At 69.9% G+C, this 19,825-nt stretch carries 18 protein-coding genes; 10 read left to right on the forward strand and 8 right to left on the reverse strand.

What is annotated here, in order from left to right; genetic code table 11:
* Position 1 precedes the first annotated feature (1 nt).
* On the reverse strand, positions 2 to 649 hold the full coding sequence (locus tag ABZ906_RS07870) for a DUF6461 domain-containing protein (RefSeq protein ID WP_361378875.1): 648 nt from the start codon (positions 647 to 649) through the stop codon (positions 2 to 4).
* 33 nt (positions 650 to 682) lie between these two features.
* Positions 683 to 1,810 (reverse strand): serine hydrolase domain-containing protein, encoded by a 1,128-nt coding sequence (locus ABZ906_RS07875; protein WP_361378878.1) that lies wholly within the window; start codon positions 1,808 to 1,810, stop codon positions 683 to 685.
* Between the two features lie 164 nt (positions 1,811 to 1,974).
* Here ABZ906_RS07875 and ABZ906_RS07880 point away from each other — a divergent pair, with 164 nt between their 5' ends.
* Complete coding sequence (locus ABZ906_RS07880) at positions 1,975 to 2,475, forward strand: hypothetical protein (RefSeq protein ID WP_361378881.1); 501 nt, start codon at positions 1,975 to 1,977, stop codon at positions 2,473 to 2,475.
* A 64-nt stretch (positions 2,476 to 2,539) separates the two neighbouring features.
* Here the strand turns inward: ABZ906_RS07880 and ABZ906_RS07885 are convergent, their stop codons facing one another.
* Positions 2,540 to 5,497 (reverse strand): BTAD domain-containing putative transcriptional regulator, encoded by a 2,958-nt coding sequence (locus ABZ906_RS07885; RefSeq protein WP_361378883.1) that lies wholly within the window; start codon positions 5,495 to 5,497, stop codon positions 2,540 to 2,542.
* 376 nt (positions 5,498 to 5,873) lie between these two features.
* Between ABZ906_RS07885 and ABZ906_RS07890 the strand changes: the two genes are divergently transcribed.
* Positions 5,874 to 6,725 carry an LLM class flavin-dependent oxidoreductase gene (locus ABZ906_RS07890; protein WP_361378885.1) on the forward strand — a complete coding sequence of 284 codons (852 nt, stop codon included), beginning with the start codon at positions 5,874 to 5,876 and terminating at the stop codon, positions 6,723 to 6,725.
* Positions 6,726 to 6,830: 105 nt separating this feature from the next.
* Here the strand turns inward: ABZ906_RS07890 and ABZ906_RS07895 are convergent, their stop codons facing one another.
* The 5 genes from ABZ906_RS07895 to ABZ906_RS07915 form a co-directional block, all read right to left on the reverse strand.
* Positions 6,831 to 7,577, reverse strand: a complete 747-nt coding sequence (locus ABZ906_RS07895) for a glutamine amidotransferase (RefSeq protein ID WP_361378888.1) — start codon at positions 7,575 to 7,577, stop codon at positions 6,831 to 6,833.
* 36 nt (positions 7,578 to 7,613) lie between these two features.
* On the reverse strand, positions 7,614 to 8,618 hold the full coding sequence (locus ABZ906_RS07900) for a PDR/VanB family oxidoreductase (protein WP_361378891.1): 1,005 nt from the start codon (positions 8,616 to 8,618) through the stop codon (positions 7,614 to 7,616).
* Positions 8,619 to 8,647: 29 nt separating this feature from the next.
* A complete protein-coding gene (locus ABZ906_RS07905) occupies positions 8,648 to 9,556 on the reverse strand; it encodes a diiron oxygenase (RefSeq protein ID WP_361378894.1) in 909 nt (302 codons plus the stop codon).
* 71 nt (positions 9,557 to 9,627) lie between these two features.
* Entirely contained in the window at positions 9,628 to 10,854 is a 1,227-nt protein-coding gene (locus tag ABZ906_RS07910; protein ID WP_361378897.1) for a hypothetical protein, read from the reverse strand.
* Between the two features lie 284 nt (positions 10,855 to 11,138).
* Positions 11,139 to 12,026 (reverse strand): helix-turn-helix transcriptional regulator, encoded by an 888-nt coding sequence (locus ABZ906_RS07915; protein ID WP_361378900.1) that lies wholly within the window; start codon positions 12,024 to 12,026, stop codon positions 11,139 to 11,141.
* Positions 12,027 to 12,207: 181 nt separating this feature from the next.
* Between ABZ906_RS07915 and ABZ906_RS07920 the strand changes: the two genes are divergently transcribed.
* From ABZ906_RS07920 to ABZ906_RS07955, 8 genes are all read left to right on the forward strand, one after another.
* A complete protein-coding gene (locus ABZ906_RS07920) occupies positions 12,208 to 12,873 on the forward strand; it encodes an SDR family NAD(P)-dependent oxidoreductase (RefSeq protein WP_361378903.1) in 666 nt (221 codons plus the stop codon).
* A 170-nt stretch (positions 12,874 to 13,043) separates the two neighbouring features.
* Positions 13,044 to 14,306, forward strand: coding sequence for an MFS transporter (locus ABZ906_RS07925; protein WP_361378906.1), 1,263 nt, complete (start codon positions 13,044 to 13,046; stop codon positions 14,304 to 14,306).
* 45 nt (positions 14,307 to 14,351) lie between these two features.
* Entirely contained in the window at positions 14,352 to 14,756 is a 405-nt protein-coding gene (locus tag ABZ906_RS07930; protein WP_361378909.1) for a cupin domain-containing protein, read from the forward strand.
* 197 nt (positions 14,757 to 14,953) lie between these two features.
* A complete protein-coding gene (gene thrS / locus ABZ906_RS07935; RefSeq protein ID WP_361378912.1) occupies positions 14,954 to 16,180 on the forward strand; it encodes a threonine--tRNA ligase in 1,227 nt (408 codons plus the stop codon).
* A gap of 173 nt (positions 16,181 to 16,353) precedes the next feature.
* Positions 16,354 to 16,593: a chaplin gene (locus ABZ906_RS07940; protein WP_361189865.1), complete on the forward strand. Its 240-nt coding sequence runs from the start codon at positions 16,354 to 16,356 to the stop codon at positions 16,591 to 16,593.
* Positions 16,594 to 16,769: 176 nt separating this feature from the next.
* Entirely contained in the window at positions 16,770 to 17,612 is an 843-nt protein-coding gene (locus ABZ906_RS07945; protein ID WP_361378915.1) for a methyltransferase domain-containing protein, read from the forward strand.
* A 146-nt stretch (positions 17,613 to 17,758) separates the two neighbouring features.
* Positions 17,759 to 18,433 carry a tRNA-dependent cyclodipeptide synthase gene (locus ABZ906_RS07950; RefSeq protein WP_361381314.1) on the forward strand — a complete coding sequence of 225 codons (675 nt, stop codon included), beginning with the start codon at positions 17,759 to 17,761 and terminating at the stop codon, positions 18,431 to 18,433.
* 53 nt (positions 18,434 to 18,486) lie between these two features.
* A complete protein-coding gene (locus tag ABZ906_RS07955) occupies positions 18,487 to 19,728 on the forward strand; it encodes a cytochrome P450 (protein ID WP_361378918.1) in 1,242 nt (413 codons plus the stop codon).
* The last annotated feature ends 97 nt before the right edge of the window (positions 19,729 to 19,825 follow it).

Genomic DNA, 19,825 nt, shown 5'->3' on the forward strand with positions numbered 1-19,825 from the left:
GCTAGAACGGTGTCACCAGCAGGGGTGCGCGGCGCAGGTCCCCAACGGTCCAGATCAGGTCGGCGAGGGCGCACACGGCCCGCATGCAGATCTCGTAGTCGGCCTGGCCCGCGGGGAGGTAGTCGTGCTGGACCGTCCCTGCCGCGAGGAAAGCCGTGCGCAACTCGTCGGGCATCTTCGGCAGATCGCGTTCGAGGTCCAGGTCGTCGACGTTCACGTGGTGGGCCGTCGAGCCGTCGACGGCGTAGGACAGGCTGACGTCGGCGTTGACGGAGAACGAGGTGGAGGCCGCCGCACGCCCCCCGGAGGACAGCTCCGTCAGCTGCTCCTCGTCGACGCAGGCGGCGTCGTCGTACACGAAGGTCCAGGACCCGTTCGTGCCGGCCAGCAGTGTGTCGGCGTCACCGCCCTCGTCCCCGAGGAACGCGGCGGGCAAGGAGGTGTACGGGCCGGTCCCGGCGGCGGGCAGGACGCAGGTCCGGATGTGCCGGGGGTCGGCGTCCAGGGCCTCCAGCGTCTCCCGGGGCTCACGACCGCGTATGACGTGCAGCGCGTGGTGCCGCTCGGTCGCGGCGACCTCGTGGATCCAGATCGGCAGGCCGTCGTCGGCAAGGGTGCCTGGCGGGAACCCCGGCGTGTGCGTGGGCAAGTGAGCTCCATTCTCTTCGGGTACATCATGTCGTCAGGCGCCGCGGCGTATCCGCTCGGCGATACCGTGCGTCAGCTTCATCTGATCGTCCTCGAGGTTCCATTTCCCCTTCTGGTAGGCCTGGTTGCTCACCCAGAACACCATGATCCTGTCGCGGCGGAACTCCGCGACCGTCGCCAGCGACCAGTCGTTGCCCCCGTCGTGCCAGGCGACCCGGCCGTCATCGGAATCCACGACGACCCAGCCATAGCCGTAGGCCCCGTCCAGCTCCGGCACCCGCACCTGCGGGGCGAACAGCTTTTGCTTCGCGGCCGCGGACAGGATGCCGTCGCCGGCGAGGGCGCGATGCCAGCGGAACATGTCCCGGGCCGTGGAGAGCATCCCGCCGTTGCCGCGCAGATTCCAGGACGGCCCGTCGGAAGCCCAGGGATGGTCCATCGGGCGTCCCTGCGGGCGCCCGTGCCGGTCGTATTCGACGGCGACCTGCTCGCGCTTCCACGCGGGCAGCACATAGCCGGTGCGGGTCATCCCGGCGGGCCGGAACAGCTTCTCGGCCAGGAAGCGTTCGTAGCTCTGGCCCGAGACCTTCTCGACGATCGCAGCGAGCACGCTGTAACCGGCATTCGAATAGCGGAACTCCTTGCCGGGAGCCGACCGCAGCGGGGCCTTCATCACCCCGGCCAGCAACTCCCTTCGCGACAGCGGGTCGTAGTCGTCGCCGAGCGATTCGGGCAGACCTGCCGTGTGCGCGAGGAGCTGGTGCAGGGTGATGGCCCGCTTGTCCTCGGGTACGGAGCCCAGATGCGCGCCGATCCTGTCGCTCACCCGGAGCTTGCCGCTCATCTCCAGCTTCAGGATCGCGGCGGCGGTGAACTGCTTCGTGATCGACATGACGTCGTACACGGTGTCGCAGGTCGCGGGGGTCTTCGCCGCATGGTCGGCGAGTCCGCGCCCCGCACAGTGCTTGAGCTCGCCCCCTCGGGCGGCGGCCACGGTGATGCCGAGCCCCGGAGGGAGGACGCGGTCGAGGTAGCGGTCGACGTCCGGATCGGCCGGGTTGCGGCTCGCCGTGGCCTCTCCCGCCTTCCCGCCACCGGAACCTGTTCCGGCGACGGTGTGAACGTCCGAGCACCCGACGAGTGCGAGTACGAGTAACAGCACGAGGGAACCGAGGCGACCCACGTATGCCTCCAAGACAACGACAACAGATGTGAGACCCAGGCTGATCACCACTGCCGGGCTCGTACAACGGCTGAGCTGTTCGAGCTTGTGCGAGTCCGCGTATACGCAGGTCAGCGACGCACACCGGAACCGGAGGGACCCGCATGACGCCACCGCCCGTGCCGCCCCGCACCACCGACACGCCCGCGTTCATGGCGGAGTTGCGCCGCCTCAAGGCCTGGTCGGGCCTCAGCTACCGGGAGTTGGAGCGCGCGGCTGCCACGGCGGGCGAGGTGCTGCCGTACTCGACGGCCGCGACCATGCTGCGCCGGGACCGCCTGCCCCGCGAGACCGTCCTGGTCGCGTTCGTCGTCGCGTGCGGTCTTGACGCCGAGGACACCCGGCGGTGGGTGGCCGCGCGCCGGGAACTGGCGATGGGCGCACGGCCACCTGTCACCATCCCCGCGCCTGTCACACCCTCCGCACCTGTCACACCCCCGGCACCTGCCGCGGAGCTGCTCGTACGGCGACACCGGCCGCGCTTGCGGCTCGCGCTCCTCGGCGCGGCGACGGCCGTCGCGGTCCTAGTCGGCGCGGGCGCGGCCGCGGTCGGCGCCACGAACGTGCAGGAAGAGCAGACGGAGGTGAGCACACACCAGCCCTGAGCGAGCCGCTTACGATCCTCGCAAGTGAGCTGCACTGCGGGGTCCGGCGGGGCAAGGGTGTCACTCAACCGCCTTCCTCAAGGGCGAACGCGACGGCCTCGTCGGAGGAGAGCTGAACGCCCCGGAGAAAGGCGGTCCCGAACGCCTCGTGCCCGAGCGCCTCCCGCGCCCGCCGTGCTCCTCCCTCATGAGGGCTCCGCCAGTACGTCGATCCGAACCACGGGAGTCCGATCACGTTCCACCCCTCCTCGGCCGCGCCGAGCAACACTGCCGCTCGATGGCCCTCGCCGTCGGCGGCGGCGATCCATCCCAGCAGGTCGACGGTCATGGCGATGCCCAGGCTGTCGTGGAAGTCCCGCTTCATGCGCAGGCACGTGCGCGCGTGCCGGGCCGCCGCCGCACGGTCCCCGCCGGCCCACTCGGCGAAGGCCTGGACGTAGAGCGCATAGGCCAGCGTCCACTTCTCCTCGTGCGCGGCGCAGATTCCTCGCGCCTTGCGGCAGAGCTCGATCGCGCGGTTCGACTCGCCGACGAAGACGCCGGCCATGGCGAGCTGGACCTTCGCCATGACGACCACACTGTTCAGTTCGCCGAGCGCGGCGTACCGGGCGAGGGCATCCTCCAGCAGGAGTCGCGCGCCGTGCGGGTCGTCGTGGAGCAGGGCGGCAGCGCCCGACATGTGCGTGCCGTAGGCCACGGCGGCATCGTCGCCGAGCCGCCCGGCCAGCTGTCGGCACTCCTGCGATCGGGCCATGCCCTCGGCGATGTCCCCGCGCAGATAGGCGATCCGGCTCATCACCCACAGCGCTTTGGCGCGTGCCCGCGACGGTTCGGTGGCAAGGGCCAGCACCCGCTCGAGCCAGTGCTGTGCCTCCTCCACATGGCCGCAGCCGATCCAGAAGAAGTACAGCGCGGCGGCCAGGCGGGCACCGGCCCGGCTCTCCCCCGGCGTGGTCAGGCAGAAGTCGAGGGCCTCGCGGAGGTTGACGTGCTCCAGCCGCATACGGGCCGCCCAGTCCGCCTGCCGGGGTCCGAACCACTCCGCCTCGCCTTGTTCGGCCAGTGCGAGGTACCAGTCCCGGTGGCGACGCCGGAGAGCCGACTGCAGACCGGCGTCGCACAACTGGGCCCGCCCGTACGCGCGGAGCATCTCCAGGAGCCGGAATCGCACGCACCCCTCGGACTCCTCGCGGATCAGCACCGACTTGTCCACGAGACCGTCGATGAGGTCCAGGACTTCCTTGGCCGGGAGGTCGTCCCCGGCACAGACCGCCTCGGCCGTCTCGAGGTCGAAGGTGCCGGTGAACGTCGACAGCCGCGCCCAGAGCAACCGCTCGCTGGGTGTGCACAGGTGGAAGCTCCAGTCCAGCGTCGCCTGCAGCGTCTGCTGGCGTGGCAGCGCGGTGGGCCGGGCCGTCGCCAGGACCCGGAACCGGTCGTCGAGCCGCTCCAGGAGTTGTTCGGGCGACAGTGCCCGCAGGCGACCGGCCGCCAGCTCGATGGCCAACGGGATGCCGTCGAGCCGTCGGCAGATCCGGGTGACGGTCGCCCGGTTCTCCGGTGAGACGGAAAAACCGCAGGGAACCGCGGCTCGCGCCCGGTGTTCGAACAGGGTGAGGGCCGCGTCCTCTTCGGACTCGCGCCGGATCGATTCCCCGGGGTCACGCGCGGCCTCCGCTCCCACCCACAGCGGCGGCACCGAGCAGATGTACTCACCGTCGATGGCCAGCGGCTGCCGGCTCGTGGCGATGACCCGCAGCCCGGTGGACGCACGCAGGAGGGTGTCGACGAGCACGGCGCAGGCGCTGAGCAGGTGCTCGCAGTTGTCGAGGATCAGCAGGACGCGCCGGTCCTGAAGGTGCCTGGTCAGGGCGGCCAGTGGCCCCCGCTTCGTCTGGTCGTGGATGCCCAGTGCCGTGGCCACGGCGTGCGCGACGAGGCCGGGGTCGGCAAGCCCGGCCAACTCGACCAGCCACACGCCGTCCCGGAATGTCGGCTGGAGGTCCATCGCGGCGCGCAGCCCGAGTCTGGTCTTGCCCACTCCCCCGACCCCGGCGAGCGTCACCAGCCGCACGGTCGACAACAGGTCCTTCACCTGGGCCAGTTCGTGCTGACGCCCCACAAAGCTGGTGAGTTCCGTGGGGAGGTTGCCCGGCGCCCGCAGCTCGGCGCCACCGGCCTCCCGGCTGCCGTCCCGCTCCGGGGCGGCCGTCACGGTGCGGGATACGGCGGCCGGCCCCAGAGCGGCATCCGCGGTCAGGATCTGTCTGTGCACCCGTCGCAGTTCCGTACCGGGCTCGATTCCGAGCTCTTCGGCCAGCAGGTGGCGGGCCTCCCGATAGACCTGGAGGGCCTCGGCCTGCCGACCGAAGCGGTGCAGGGCGCGCATGAGCAGGCCGTACAGTCGCTCGCGCAGCTGATGCGCGGCGATCAGCCGGCGCAGTTCGCCGACCAGATCCGTATCGGCACCCAGCGCCAGATCCATCTCGATGCGCTCCTCCAGAACGCCCAGCCGGTGCTCCTCCAACCGGCCCCGCTCGGCGTTCAGCAGGGGGCCGGAAAGCCCCTCGCACAGCTGCCCCCGCCACAGCCTCAGCGCGGTGTGCAGGGCCTCGGCCGCCGCGGGCGAATCCCCGGCGGCCCGGGCCGAACGCCCCCGCTCCACCTGCTCGGTGAGCACGTCCAGGTCAAGGCCGCCGGCCGGCACCCTCAGCAGATAGCCCGCCTCTGTCCAGGTCAGCAGCCGTGACGGCGCGCGGGCCGGGCGGCAGGGTTCCAGAACCCGGCGCAGCCCGGCGGCATGCCGCTGCAACAGGTTCACCGCACGCCCCGGCGCCACCGTCCCCCATACCGCGTCGATCAGTCTTTCCCGCGACACCGGTCGATTGGCGTGCAGCAGCAGTACGGCGAGCATCACCCGTTGCTGTACCGGCCCGGCGTCAAGTTCCACCCCGTCGCGCCAGACCCGGAGCGGGCCCAGCACCTCGAACCGCAGCGTTGCGGACGTCAGGTATTCGCCCATCACCGCCTCCCCCGTGAAGCAGTCGTCTTCAACGTAACCGGCGCGACGCCGCTGCGGACACCCATCAAGACAGGAGCCTTGCCCCTGGTCGCCGGTGCCGCGACCCGTCCTGCACCACTGGCCCGCACGACGAGGCCGGTGTCCCATCCGAGCCGGTCGCGGCGGTGTCTTCGACGGGCTTTCGCGACTGTCTGCCCCTCATCCGGTTGTACGGAAAAGCCGTTGCCCGGGCTCAGTCGAGCGCGATACCGTCACCGCACTCTGACGATCACGCTCTCTGGAAACATCGCCGCAGAACGGGAGCAAGCCCGCGCACAGCAGCGTGGAGCCACGGAGGGGCGGCACCTCATTTGGTCTGCCCTCCGGAGGTTTTCCCATGAAGATCGGTCTCGGTCTCCCCATCGACGATCCTGCCCTGCTGCTGACCTGGGCCCGGCGCTGCGACGTCGGCCCCTTCAGCACGCTCGGCCTGCTCGACCGGCTTGTCTTCGACAATCCCGAGCCCCTCGTCACCCTTGCCGCACTCGCCGGCGCCACCTCCCGCATCCGCCTTCAGACCGAAGTGCTGATCGCGCCCGTCCACAACACGGCGATGCTCGCCAAGCAGACGGCGACCCTCGACCGCATGTCCGGTGGCCGGTTCACGCTCGGTATCGGCGTCGGCGGCCGCGAAGACGACTGCCTGGCCGCGGGCATCGACATCCGGCGCCGGGGCCGCCGCCTCGACGAGCAGATGCCCCTGCTGCGCCGGACCTGGCGCGGTGAACCGTACGGCGAAGGCGTCGGGCCGATCGGTCCCGCACCCTCGACGCCCGGCGGCCCGGAGGTGCTCTTCGGCGGCTTCGCCCCGGCAGCGATCGAGCGTGTCGGACGGTTCGGCGACGGCTTCCTCGGCGCGGCGCTGCCGCCGCAGTTCATGACCGGCCTGTTCCGTGACGTGGAGACGGCCTGGGAGAAGCACGACCGCCCCGGCCGGCCGCGCCTGGTCGCTCAGGTCAACGTGGCCCTCGGTCCCGAGCACACCGTCGAGCAAGCCCGGCGCGGTATCCGTGACTACTACGCGTTCAGCGGCCGCGCCGATCACATGGCCGACGGTCTGCTCACCACGCCGGAGACGATCCGCAAGGCGGTCGATGGCTTCATCGACATCGGCGCCGATGAAGTCATGCTCTATTGCTGGTCCCCGGCCGTCGACCAGATCGACCGCCTTGCCGACGCCCTGTTCTAGGGAGCGACCGTCACCAGCCGGATGACGGCGAGGGTGACGGGACCCGTCGGAACCAGCGGGCCGGCCGCCGCGGCTCCCACGCCGTCGGCGGTCGGCCCGTTACCCCTACGCCAGCGCGCCGTCCAGCCAGCGGTTGAAGAACGTCCGGCTCCGGCTTTCGAGCAGGCTCGCATGTCGGCGCGTGTCCGCTCGGATCTCCTGGACGGACACCCCCGGTGCCTGCGCTATCTCATGGGCGTGGCCGATCAGCCAGGATTCGATGGCGTCACCGCGTACTTCCGCATGGAATTGCAGTCCGAGGACACGGCGCCCGACCGCGAAGGCCTGGTTCTTGCACGCCGGGGTGGAGGCGAGATGCACGGCTTCCTGCGGCAGGTCGAACGTGTCGCCGTGCCAGTGCAGTACGGGTGTGGTCATCTCGGCGAGAGGAGAGTCAGCACCCGCCGCGGACAGGTCGACGGCGCCCCAGCCGATCTCTTTCGCCTCGCCCGCATAGACCCCCGCGCCCATCGCCGCAGCGATCAATTGCGCACCCAGGCAGATGCCCAGCAGGGGTTTCTCGCGGGACAGGCGGGATCGGATCAGGGCCAACTCCTCTTCCAGGAAGGGATACGCAGCGGTCTCGAGTGCTCCCATAGGTCCGCCGAGAATGACGAGCAGTCGGGGAGAGCGCCGTTCGACCTGTTCCAGAAGCCACCCCCGGCCGGCATCCGCGTAGGTCACGTCGATGCCCCGGTCCCTCAGTACCTGCTCGAAGGAGCCCATGTCCTCGAAGGCAACGTGCCGGATTGCCAGAGCTTCTGTCATCTCGATCACCCTCGTCCTCAGGATTTCGATGGTGTGTCCGGCCACTGCGGCCGGTGATATCCCTGCTCAGCGGTGATGTGCTCAGAGGTCCAGCACGAGCCGGGGGCCGCGGGTCCGGGAGACGCAGATCATCATGCTCGCCCCCGATGCCCGCTGCTCCTCGGTGAGCATCGAGTCACGGTGCTCGGGAGCGCCCTCGATGACGCTCGTCTCGCATGTCCCGCAGACTCCCTCACGGCAGGCGGAGAACGTCAGGACGCCCTCGCGATCGGCCACGTCGAGGATCGACTCGTGCGGCGGGATCGCCAGTGTCAGGCCCGAGCGCCGGCACTCCACCTCGAAGGCCGTCATGTGCCTCTCCTCGTCGGGCGTCACCGGCCGGGCTCCGAAACGCTCGGTGCGCAGGCTGCCGGGCGCCCATCCGGCGCAGCTTCTCTCCACGGCGCCGATCAGGGGCTCGGGGCCGCAGCAGTACACCAGGCAGTCCTGGCGTGGCGGGTCCAGTACCTGCGCCAGCGGGAGCAGCCCCACTTCGTCCTGCGGACAGATCCGCACCCGGTCGCCGTAGACCGTCAGTTCATCGAGGAACGCCATGGATGCCCGTGATCGCCCGCCGTAGATCAACTCCCAATCTCTGCCTCCGGCTTGGGCTGCTGCCATCATCGGCAGGATCGGCGTGATGCCTATGCCGCCCGCGATGAAGAGGTAGCGGGCGGAAGGCTCCAGCTGAAACTGGTTTCGCGGGCCCCGGACCTGCACTGTCGCCCCGATCCCGAGCGCCTGGTGCACATGACGGGAGGCGCCGCGGCCGTTCGGCTCGAGCAGTACGGCAACTCGCCACGCAGAGCGATCGGTAGGACTGCCGCACAGCGAGTACTGTCGCACCGCGTCGATCTCGGGCAGCACCAGATCGATGTGCGCTCCCGGTGTCCAGACCGGGAGTTCGCGCCCCAGCGGATCGACCAGGGTGAGGGTGATCACTCCGTCGGCCGTCCGCGCCCGCTCGCTGACGCGAAGGATCGCGGTGTGTTCGCGGCAGGCTCCGGGCGCCCTCGGCGCCGGCAGGCCTGCGAAATCAACTGCCATGTTCTGCACACTCCTGTGCTCGGTTCCGGTCAGGCGATCAGGCCCTGCCGGGAGAAGCTGTCGCGGGCCGCAGCGGAATCCAAGAGGCCGATCTCTTCCGCCAACGTGACGATCTGCGAATAGTCCAGCGTCGTCAGGTCAGCGGCACCGGCGCTTCTGCATTCCTGAATCATCTCCTCGGCCTGCGGGAATCCGATCTGCCGCAGAAGCGACAGCCAGATGTCCAGCTCGCGGTCCGCGAACCAGACCACGGGTTCGGGCAGCACATCGGCAAAGACGGCGCGCTGTTGTTCCGTCAACTCGTGGGAGAAGAGCTGAGCCAGGGATTTGAACAGCGGACTGTGCACCATTTCGTCGTGGCGGTGCGCCGCCACCGTCATGCGGTTGAAGGACTGGATCTCCTGGCTTTCGCTGAGCAGATGCAGATAATCGCTGATGAAGATCTCCGACACCACCGCCGTGGCGAACTGGATCATCCGCCCCTGCCAGGGTTCGCTACAGCCTTGCAGGCGTTCTTGCATGTGCCGGACCAGGTTGAACCGGGGAATCACGATGCCGTCCAGGCCGCGACGACCGCGCGTCAGCCGGCTCGCCTGCTCGACGAGATGCACGTGATAGACCTCGTCCACCATGGTCTCGCAGACCGCTTTCTGCGAATCGGCCGAGCGCAGGCCGGGCATCGCTCCTTTGATGATGTCGAGACAGGCAGGGTTTACTATCTCCGTCTCTATCTGCACGGTCTTGGCGTTGTACATCAGCCAGCCGCAGCTGAGGACGCGGGAGCGCAACTCGGGCGAGCACGCCTGATATTGCGGCAGATGCCGAAAGGGCAGGAGACTTTCGAGGAAGTCCTCCTTGTCCGATTCGAAGAACGGCTCCAGCTCCTGCTTCTTCACATACGCTCGCCGGGGCCAGCTGGTGGCCAGCCGTTCCAGCATGAGTTTGGTGTGAGACAGATCGCCGGCGTCGTTGGTCTCCGCCCGGGCCCCCGGGGTCCAACCGGGCCCGGTCACCGATTCCGTCCGGCGGCGAACTCCCCGTGGAACATGCTCAGTCCGTCGCGGGCGTCGTACACCTTGGCCACCTTGTCCGTACGAGTGTCGATCCGGATGAGGTGATCGCTGACGAAGCTGGAGACGAAGACGGAGTCCTCGTCGAACATGGCGGTGGCGGTGTGGGCGTTGCGGAAGTCGGCAGGCAGCTCGCGGCCGGGGCGCAGGCGCTTGACGAAGCGGGGCTCGGCACGGTTGTGGATGTCCCAGACGGAGATATAGCCGTCCCGTCCATAATCGAAGGGGCTCTCCCCCTGCGGACCCCACGAATCCTCCTCCGCCACGTACAACTTGCCCTTCGCGACGGTCACGTCCGACGGTGACCTGAACATTCCCGCGCCGCCCGCCGTGCGGGTGGGGCCGATGACGCGTTCGGCGGTGTCCAGTTCGGTGTCGATCAGCCAGACGCTCGGTCCGACGACCGTGGCCCCCAGGGGCGTCCGGGACGTGGACCCGGCCTGCATGGCTCCGATGTAGGCGAAGCGGTTGTCGAGCCAGGCCGCGTAGTGCGCGAACGCGCCGTACTCGGCTTCCGTCCCCAACGTGATCGTGTGTGTCGCCTGCACCTTCCCGGTGTGCCTGTCAGGCCGGTAGACGCGCACCTCGCCGATGTCGTAGTCGTACCCGACGCCCAGTCCGACGGTGCCCTTCGCGTTGAAGTTGACCCCGTGGGTCTGCCTGGTCAGTGCCCGGTCCGAGTACAGAACCCGCTGCTCCAGCGTTCCGTCATGTTTGATCTTGAATCCCCGTACGCGGTCATCCGTGTAGTGCGTGACGTAGGTGAACTTCGAGCGGGGCAGGAAGGTCGGGCCGTGCGTCTGTGTGTAGAGGGGACGGGTCCACGGCATGATCGGCTGGTTGGGAGATGTCTGCTTGAGGTTCGGCATGTCGGACGGCGTGCCGGCGACATCCAGCGGCACGATCTGCCGCAGCTCCACGTCCGCGGTCCCGGCGTCCCAGCTGACGCCGTTCAGGTGCAGGACGACGATGGACGCGTTGAACGGCGGAATGGCGTCCGTGGCGACGTAGACGGTCTCCTCGTCAGGGGCGATCCATGTGTGCTGCGGGCTGGCAGGACGCCAGCCGTCGATGTCCTTGAGCGGCACCCTGACCATCTTGTCCTCGTCGGCACTGACCAGGACGAGTTCCTTGGACATCATGTTTACTCCGGTGAGTAAATGCATCCTCTTTCTCCTCGCTAGACGTCGGCATGCGCGGGCACCGATCAGCGCCGACCGGCTGATGACGCGTCGGTCGGCGGATCGGGTGTTGATTGACGCTTCCGCTCCGGCAGTCGTCAGGAAACCGGTCCGTTCTCCACCGGCTTTCCGCTGCTCATGTACCGGGTGCGCCGCTCGTCGGCCGACCGGCCCTTGCTTGTCCGCTCAAGGCGACGAGGAGCACATCGTGCATGTACGGGTTGCAGCACCCACTGCAGAACTCGTTGCAGCGGCATTGCAGGGGCCGGTCAGCGGCTCGTCGTGAAGGGTTCCGTGATGTCGCCGTCCCGGGTGGCGGCCCAGGACGCGAGAAGGCGCAGCCCCTCTTCGGAGGGGGAGCCGGGTTCGGCGGTGTAGATGGTCAGGGTGAGGCCGGGTTCGGCGGCCATCTCCAGTCCTTCGTAGGCCAACGTGAGGTCGCCGACCGTGTGGTGGCGGAAGCGTTTGGTGCCGGTGCCGTGGTGGCGGACGTTGTGGGCGCCCCAGCGGATGCGGAAGTCGTCGCTTCGGGTGGAGAGTTCGCCGACGAGGTCGTGCAGACCCTTGTCGTGGGGGTTGCGGCCGGCCTCGGTGCGCAGGATCGACACCGCGACGTCGGCGGCCTGCTCCCAGTCGGGGTAGAAGCGGCGGGATGCGGGGTCCAGAAAGTTGAAGCGGGCCAGGTTGGCCTGGTTGTGGGACGTGGCGTCGACGTCGTCGTAGAACGCGCGGGCGAGCTGGTTGGTGGCGAGCACGTCCATGCGGCCGTTGCGCACGAAGGCCGGACCGGCGGTGACGGCGTCCAGGACCCACTGCAGGCTGCGGTGCGCCTTCCACTGGGAGGAGCGGCGTCGGGGACGGGCCAGGGCGTCGGAGCCGTCGGCCGCGTGGGCGAGGTTCAGCAGGTGGGCGCGTTCGGCGTCATCCAGCTGGAGGGCGCGGGCGAGGGCTTCCAGGACGGCCGGGGAAGCGCCGGCGAGGTTGCCGCGCTCGAGTTTGGAGTAGTACTCCACGCTCATGTCGGCCAGCGCGGCGACCTCGCTCCGGCGCAGGCCGGGTACCCGGCGCCGGCTGCCGGACGGCAGGCCCGCCCGCTCGGGGGTGATCTTGGCTCGCCGCGAGGTGAGGAACTCGCGGACCTCCGCTTGGTTGTCCACGCCTTCGACGGTACGTCGCGCCCGCTGCCGCAGCGATGTACTGGCAGTACACCCCTTGACCGTGCCTCGCTGCTCGGGCCCGGAGCGGGTTACCTGGATGACGCGGCGCTTCTCGCCCGCCGTCCGCCTGAGCGGGGTGTCCCCGCCCCCGCTCCGCTCTGATCATTCGGAGGAACCTTTCATGACGACCTTCGCCCTCGTCGGCGCCGGTCCCGGCCTCGGTCTTGCCTGCGCCCGCCGCTTCGGCGCCGCCGGGCACACCGTCGCCCTCCTCTCGCGCACCGCCGAACACCTCGAACCTCTCGTGGCCGAACTGGGCCGAGACGCTGTCCGGGCCCGCGCCTACCCCGCCGACGTCCTGGACCCCGGCTCCCTCACCAGTGCCCTGCGGCAAGCCGGTGCGGAGCTGGGGCCGGTGGAGATCCTGCAGTTCAGCCCGGTACCCCGCGCCGACTTCATGAAGCCGGTCCTGGACACCGCCCCGGCCGACCTGGACGATCCGCTCGCCTTCTCCATCAAGGGCCCGCTGACCTGTGTCAACGCGGTTCTTCCAGGGATGCGGGCGCTGGGACGCGGCACGCTCCTGTTCGTCAACGGCGGCGGTGCGGTCCGTCCGCACCCCGACCGTGCGGGGACCTCGATCGCATTCGCCGGGGAGAGCGCGTACGCGGCGATGCTGCACGATGCGCTCGCGGGCGAGAACATCCACGCCGCCCAGCTCATCGTGCCCGGAGCCATCAGCCCGGACTCCGCACATGCGAGCCCGAGCGCGCTGGCCGAGCGGCTCTACGCCTTGCACACCGATCGGGACGGGTTTCGGCACTACGCGGAACCGATGCCCGGCTGAGGCGGCGCCCTTCGGCCCTGCCTGCCCTTCTCCGCGCCGTGGGGCAACCCGGCCCTCTTCTACCGCGTCGGACACCCCTCACCGGGGCTGATCATCCTCGGCCGGTCCGCCTCCTGAACCCTGCTCTCGCCCCCCCCTGCCCCCCTCCTTCACAAGGAGAAGATCCCTTCATGTCCCACCCCGCCGCTCGCGCGCCGGGCAAGCTGCCCCTCGTCGTGTGGGTGCTCGCCGCGGGCACCTTCCTGATGGGCACCACCGAGTTCGTCATCGCCGGCATCCTCCCGGACATCGCGCCCGACCTCGGCGTCGGCGTTTCCCACGCCGGGCTGCTGATCACCGCCTTTGCCGTCGGCATGATCGTCGGCGGTCCGGCCATGGCCCTGGCCACCCTGCGCCTGCCCCAGCGCCTCACCCTCGTCCTCGCCCTTGCGGTCTTCGCCGCCGGGCACGTCGTGGCGGCCCTGAGCAGTTCCTTCACCGTGGTCCTTGCCGCCCGGTTCGTCACCGCGCTGGCCACCGGCGCGTTCTGGGCCGTCGGCTTCGTCATCGCCACCACCGCCGCCGGGCCCGCGCACGCCACCCGCGCCGTCAGCGTGATGATGGGCGGCCTGACCCTGGCCAACGTCATCGGCGTGCCCGCCGGGTCCCTGGCCGGGCACGTCACCGGCTGGCGCGGACTGTTCTGGACCCTGGCCGCGCTCGCCACCCTGGCCGCAGCCGTGATCGGCCGCTTCGTCCCCCGTACGGAGCAACGCGCCCGGGTCTCCGTACGGGATGAATTCCGGGCGCTGCGACAGGGGCGGCTGTGGCTGGCGCTGGCCTCGGCCGTACTGATCATGGGCGGTGTGCTGGCCGTCTACACCTACATCACCCCGCTGCTGACCGACCGCGCCGGCATTCCGCGGGGCGCCGTGCCGCTCGTACTGATCGCGTTCGGCGCCGGTGCGCTGGGCGGCACCGCGATCGGCGGCCGGTTCGGCGACCGCCGCCCGATGGCCACGACGATCCCGGCCGCCGCGGCGACCACGCTGATCCTGCTCGCGCTGATCCCGCTGTCCACCACTCCGCTCGCCGCCATCGCACTGATCTTCCTGATGGCGCTGGCCGGGTTCACCATCAACCCGGTCGTCACCGCCCTCGCCGTCCGCTTCGCCGACGGCGCGCCCACCCTGACCTCCGCACTGACCACGTCCGCCTACAACACCGGCATCGCCGCAGGCTCCGCACTGGCCGGACAGGCCCTCGCCTCATCCCTCGGCGTGACCGGCCCTGCCCTGGTCGGCGCCGTCTTCGCGGGCCTGACCCTGCTGCCGCTGAGCGCCCTGGCCTTCGCCGCCAAGCGCGGCGCGACCCGCGTCGTCACCCACGGCGCTCCCGGCACGCCCGTCCCGGCAGCGCGCACGACCTCTGAAACCACGTCGGCACGGACCTGAACAACGCCGACCGTCCCGCACCCCGAACCGCCCGGAAAGGCAGCCATGGAACACATCACCCACTCCCCCACGGTGAAAGCCCCCGCCGAACGCTTCACCGGCGACGTCTACCTCAACATGATCGAAACTCCCGCGGAACCCGCCCGCCTCGCCACCGCCCTGGTCCGCTTCACGCCGGGCGCCCGCACCAACTGGCACTCCCACGCCAACGGCCAGACCCTCTACATCACCGACGGGGCCGGCCTGGTCGGCACCCGTGACGGCCACGTCATCCGTGCCAGCGCCGGACAGACCGTCAAGTGCCCGCCCGGCGAGGAGCACTGGCACGGCGGCACGGACACCACGCTCATGGCACACATCGCCATGGTCGTCGGCGACGCCGAGGGCGACGGAACCACCTGGCTCGAGCCGGTCACCGATGAGCAGTACGCCCACGCCCTGAGCAGCTAGAGGAAGCGTGCGGGGAGAAAAAGACAGTGCGGCCATCGCTGTGGCCCGCTACCGTCTGCGGCATGAAGCGCGCTGCCATGACGACGACGCCGGAGAGTGTCCCGGCGCGCTGACAGCTGTCTGAGTCGAAGCCCCGGGGCGAGTGCCCCGGGGCTTCGTCCTGCGGTCACTCGCCCGATGTACGCGAGGAGACCGCCATGCATGACCACCGCAAACTCGGCCGTGAACTGGACCTGTTCGACACCGATCCGCTGATCGGCGCGGGCCTGCCGTACTGGCTGCCCGACGGCGCGACCGTACGGCATGCCCTGGAGGAGTACATCCGCGCCGCCGAGCGGCGGGCCGGGTACCGCCACGTGTACTCACCGGTGCTCGGCAAGCGGGAGCTGTACGAGATCTCCGGGCACTGGGCGCACTACAGCGACGACATGTTCCCGCCGATGGAACTCGGCGAGGAACAAGCCGTCCTGCGGCCCAGCCTGTGCCCCCACCACGCGGTGATCTACCGCTCCCGCTCCCACAGCTATCGCGAACTGCCTCTGCGAATGGCCGAGTTGGGCGGCATGTACCGCTCCGAGCTCTCGGGCGTACTCGGCGGGCTGACCCGGGTCCGGGCCATCCAGCTCAACGACGCGCACATCTTCTGCACCCTGGACCAGGTCGCCGAGGAGGCGCGGGCCGCGCTGGAGATGATCCGCGGGGCCTATGAGGCGCTCGGCATCACCCCGGCCCGCTACCGGCTCTCCCTCCCCGGCCCCGGCGGCAAGTACGTCGTCGCGCCCGAGAAATGGAGGCGGGCCACCGCCCTGCTCACCGACGTCCTGGACCGCTCCGGCCTGCCGTACGAGGCGGCCGAGGGCGAGGCCGCCTTCTACGGCCCCAAGATCGACGTTCAGGTCACCGACGGCGCCGGCCGGGAGTCCACCCTGTCCACCGTCCAGGTCGACTTCCACCAGCCCGAGCAGTTCGACCTGCACTACATCGGCGCCGACGGCGCCAAGCACCGCCCGGTCATGGTCCACCGCAGCATCATCGGCAGCGTGGAGCGAGCCGTCGCCCATCTCATCGAACAGCACGGCGGCGCCTTCCCCGCCTGGCTCGCCCCCACTCAAGTGGTGATCCTGCCGATCAGCGAGAGCGAACTGCCGAACGCCGCAGATCTCGCCCGGCAATGCGCCGATCTGGGGCTGCGCGCCGAGATCGCGGGTCCGGAGCGCGGCACCCTGGGCGCCCGTATCCGAGCGGCCCGTCTGGTTCCCTACCAGGCCGTCATCGGCGCCAAGGAGGCCGCGGACGATCACGTCGCCGTACGTCTGCGCGACGGACGCCGACTCGACCCGCAGCCGGTCGGCGACGCGCTCACCCGTATCGGCGCTCTCGTCGCTGCCCACAGCACCGATCTGTGGGCCGACGCCGCCGCCTAGCGGACGTCATCGGCCTGCGGCCATCGACTACTGGGGCGAATCAGCGTGTCCAGAAGGCGTAAACGACGTTGACCAGCGCAGGCGCCGAAGAAGCCGGGATGCCCCGGCCTCGCGACGCCTGGCGCGGACGGCTTGGCGCCGTCCGGCTGATCGATACCAAGGAGAACAGAAGCATGTCTGCGATGAAGAAGACGATGAGCGTGGCGCTGGCCACCGGGGGCCTCGTGATGGGCGCCGCCGGTCTGGCGTCCGCCGACGCCGGTGCCCAGAGTGCGGCCGTGGGCTCGCCGGGCGTGATTTCGGGCAACAACGTTCAGGCCCCGATCCACATCCCGGTCAACGCGTGCGGCAACACCGTCAACGTCATCGGCCTGCTCAACCCGGCGTTCGGCAACACCTGCGTCAACAGCTGACCCGGTCGTAGCGCACCGTCGGTGCCTGTCGGCGCCGCACGGTCCACGTGAGCGTGCCACCGTCCTCCTTTGCGGTGGCACGCTCATGCCTGGCTTGTTCGCGGCCTGTTGTGAACAGCGCTCATGAGATGGGGTGGCCAGAGTTGACGCCGGCACCACCGGACAGGAACGAGCCCATGCCGAACGACGACGCATCGCTCTCCGAGGACACCAGCCAGAGCTATTACGACACCCCGGACGTCGACGGCTTCTACGCCGCGGTGTGGGGCGGCGACGACATCCACACCGGCACCTACGAGAGCTCGGACGAGCCGGTCGCGCAGGCCTCCCTGCGTACCATCGAGCACGCCGCCGACACGGTGGCAGACCTTCTCTCGCCCGCCGGCACCGTGCTCGACCTGGGCTCCGGCTTCGGCGGTGCCACCCGCTACCTCGCCGAGCGTTTCGGCTGCCGCGTCACCGCCCTCAACATCAGCGAGAGCCAGAACCGCAGGCATCGCCGCACCAACGCCGAGCGCGGTCTGGACCACCTCGTCGAGGTCGTCACCGGCTCCTTCCACGACATTCCCTTCGCCGACGAAAGTTTCGACGTCGTCTGGTCCCAGGAAGCCTTCTGTCACAGCGGTGACCGGCCGCTGCTGCTCCGCGAAGCCGTCCGCGTGCTCAAACCGGACGGGGCCCTGGTCTTCACCGACTTGATGGCGCGCGAAGACGCCTCGCCCGCGGATCTCGAGGCGGCCGTGGCCCGCTTGGGCGTGGACGCGTTGGCCACGCCGGCCTTCTATCGCCGGCAGCTCGACGAACTCGGCCTGTCCCGTATCGATTTCGACGATCGCAGCGGGCAGCTCGTCCGCCACTACGAACGCATCACGGAAGAGACCCGCCGCCGCGAGCAGGAGTTGCGCGGTCTCATCAGCCCCGGCTACGTGGACACCCTTCTCGCCAACCTCCCCTTGTGGGTCGACTCGGCCCACAGCGGTCACCTGCGCTGGGGCATCTTCCACTGCCGCCGCAGCTGACCCCGCGACGGGCCCCAACTGTCATCCCTTAGGGGCATTGACGGCATTTATGTCACTCCCCTTGGGCATGTTCGCTGCGCATATTCACAGGCGACAGCGAGGAGCCCCGTTTGCCCCCCAGCGGACCGCCCCCCACCCAACTCACCTTGGACGTCCTGCCCCTGGGAACACGCAGCGAAGGCATTCTCCGGCGCGGGGATCACGCGTTGTTCGGAGCGAGCACCGGCAACAGCTACTTCACCCGGCAGCGTCTGGCCAGGGCTCTGGCGTGGGCCGTCGACCGGTTCACCGTCGTGGACGTCGTGCACGCCGATGTCGCCCTGGTGGCGGCGCTGGAGGCCTTCGGCTACGAGCGCCCCGCCGCGCGCAGAAGCGCGGCCAAACAACTGCGCGGGGTCCGGCGGCGCATCGGAGGCGCCCTGGAGGATCTCGGACCGGCCGCGACGCGGGTGCGGGTGCAGCCGCTGTCCGCCTTCCTGGAGCAGCCCGGATACCGGGAGGTGCGGGCACGGGCCGGGAGCGCGCTGCGCACCGACATGGAACTGCGGTCCGTCCGGGACGGCATGGCCCACCAGTTCCTGACACAGCGGCTGCAGCCAGGAGCTCTGCCTTCTCCCGCACAGGTGCAGGCGGCGCTGGACTACATCGACGCCGAGCTGCCGTTCTTCGTCGACACTCCCCGCATCCTGGACGTCGCCTCGTCCGTCCACTGCTACCACACCGTACTGGCGCTGGGCCGGCTGCTGTTCTCCGAGCGCTCCACGGGACTGCTGCGCCCGGCCGACGCACAGGGCTACTCCATCGTCGCCTGCCGCGACTGATTCCTCCTCTCCCCCCACCGGGCCGAAAGCGCCCTGGAAGAAGGCAGACCGCCGTGACATCCACCCCGCCCACGACCTCCGCCGCCGACTCCGGCACGGTCCCCTACGCCCCGGTGCAGTGGCCGCTGTCCCGGCGCGGCGACACCGTCCCCGCCGAGTGCGCGCAGCTGCGCGAAGACAGCCCCGTCGCCCGGATCCAGACCCTCACCGGCGACGACGCCTGGCTGGTCACCAGCTACGCGCTGGCCCGGCAGGTCCTGGAGGACGAGCGCTTCAGCCTGCGCGAGACCGCATCCCCCGGCGTACCGCGCCAGTACGCCCTGACGATCCCCGCCGAGGTCGTCAACACCATGGGCAACGTCAACAGCGCCGGGCTCCACCAGGAAGTACTGCGTGCTTTCGGGCCCCGGACCGGACCCGCCTCCGCCCCATGGATGGCCCGGTGCGCGCACCAACTGGTCGATGCCATCGTCGAGGAGGGGCCGCCGGTGGATCTGCGCGAGCGGTTCGCCGAGCCCTACTCCGCCGCCCTGGTCTGCCAGGTGCTCGGCCTGCCCTACGAGGACGGGCTGCGCCTCATGTCGGGCCTGGACCTCGGCTTCGTCACCAGCCCCGTCGTCTTCGAGGGCTGCACCGCCAACTGGGACAAGGACTACGCCTTCGTCCTGCGGCACGTGCACGCGGAGCGAGGGGCCCAACGGGGGCTCATCAAGCGGCTGTGCGAGTTGCGCGACGATCCCGGGCGCGACGGCGGCGACCTGACGGACGAGATGATCGCCGCCACGGTCACCTCGCTGTTCGGGGCCGGCGCCATGAGCACGTACGTGTTCCTGCTGCACGCCGTGCTCACCCTGATCCGCCACCCGGACGCGATGGAGCACCTGCGAGAACACCCCGAGGCGATGCCGCGCGCGGTGGAGGAGCTGATGCGTTTCACCCTGTCCATCGGCGACGGACTGCCCCGGATCGCCCAGAGCGATGTCCAGGTCGGTGAAGTGCTGGTCCGGGCGGGAGAGTTGGTCCTGGTCTGTGTGGAGGGCGCGAACTTCGATCCGCGGCAGTTCACCGACCCCGAGCGGTTCGACCTCGACCGCTCCCCCAACGCCCACCTGTCGTTCGGAGCCGGCCGCCACTTCTGCCCCGCCTCCGCGATCTCCCGCGTACACGCCGCCGAAGCCCTCACCGTCCTGTTGGAGCGCCTGCCCCGGCTCCGGCTCGCACTGCCGCCCGACCAGATGTCCTGGCGCACCGGCAACATCAAACGCGTCCCCGAGCGGCTTCCGGTCTTGTGGTGACCCCACGCGGCTGGGGCCGTCGCGACGCTGACGGAGCACGTCGGCCGGGGCGGCCACTGGTATGCGGCCGCACTGGGGCGACCCGACGGTGGAAGGG

This window comes from Streptomyces sp. NPDC046925, assembly GCF_040644915.1.
GTDB lineage: Bacteria > Actinomycetota > Actinomycetes > Streptomycetales > Streptomycetaceae > Streptomyces.